This is a genomic window from Mesorhizobium sp. M0074 (genome assembly GCF_040322975.1).
Classification (GTDB): Bacteria; Pseudomonadota; Alphaproteobacteria; order Rhizobiales; family Rhizobiaceae; genus Mesorhizobium.
This window is the reverse complement of sequence record NZ_JAMYUM010000076.1, coordinates 1-1,211: the sequence shown is the minus strand read 5'-3', so window position 1 is coordinate 1,211 and position 1,211 is coordinate 1. Positions and strand designations below refer to the sequence as shown.

The following is a 1,211-nucleotide window of genomic DNA, read 5'->3' as shown; positions in this document are numbered from 1 at the left end:
CGTCAGCTCGGGGCGGTTGAGATAACCGCGCGCAACGCCGGCCCCGCCGATATAGAGCTCGCCCACCGCCCCGAACGGCACCGGCCCACCATGACCGTCCAACAGATACACCCGCGTGTTCGCAATCGGACGGCCGATCGGGAGACGGCGGAATGTTTCGTCACTCAAGTTGATCTCGCAAACTGTCGCGAAGGTCGTCGTCTCGGTCGGGCCGTAGCAATGAATGAGACGTACAGGGCCTTCTTCTTTCAGTAATCTCAGAAAATAGGAAGGGTCATTGCGCTCGCCTCCACAGAGAAGGTACTTAAGTTGGGCTAATGTCGAGGCAATCGATGATGTGTGTTTATTGAATAATGCTGTTGTCAGAAAAAGGGACGTCACCCGGTGCTGTTTAAGCGCCTTAGCAAAACTGGGAGTGTCTATGACGGTGGTGGCATGCATTGCAACAATGCAACCACCGTTAAGCAGCGGCGCCCACACTTCGAATGTGCTTGCGTCGAAGGCGGGATTGCCAGCCCATGCCACACGATCCCCGGCATCGATCTTCGCATATCCATTATTGATCACGAGCCGATTGACAGCACAATGAGGAACAACAACTCCTTTGGGAAGGCCGGTTGAGCCGGAGGTGTACATTGCATACGCGGCAGCCTCGGCGCTCAACGCCAGGCCAGGATCGGAACTACATCCCGTTCCAATTATGAGCGGCTCAATAGCTAGAGCAGGGAACGTCGACTCAACCAAACCATCATCGTCACTCTCGGTCAGCACCAGGCGTGGAGCACAATCGGCTATCAGCCATTCTTGTCGCGCAGATGGAAGAGCGCGATCGACCGGCACATATACTCCCCCCGCTTTCAGGATCGCCAGTTGCGCCACCACAAGGGCGACGGAGCGGTCCAGCACTGTCGCAACGCAATCCGCCGGCTTGACCCCAAGGGCGATCAGATGATGGGCCAGCCGGTTGGCCCGCGCGTTGAGCTCGCCATAGCTTACGCGCTCGTCCTGGCAGACCACCGCCACCGCCTCGGGCGTCCGGCGCACCTGTTGCTCGAACAGCTCGTGGATGCAAAGATCCGACGGATAGGCCGCGTCCGTCCGGTTCAGCTCCTCCAAAAGGTAGGTCCGCTCCTCGGGCGACAGCAGCTCGATGCGGCCGACCGGCTGCCCGGCATCGGCAACCATCGCCCGCAGCAGCGCCAGCAGATAAC

The 1,211-nt window shown here is 59.3% G+C and carries 1 protein-coding gene; it reads right to left on the bottom strand.

Annotated features, from left to right (window positions below; genetic code table 11):
* A partial coding sequence (locus NKJ73_RS34015; RefSeq protein WP_352572752.1) for an AMP-binding protein occupies positions 1–1,211 on the bottom strand: 1,211 nt, incomplete at both ends.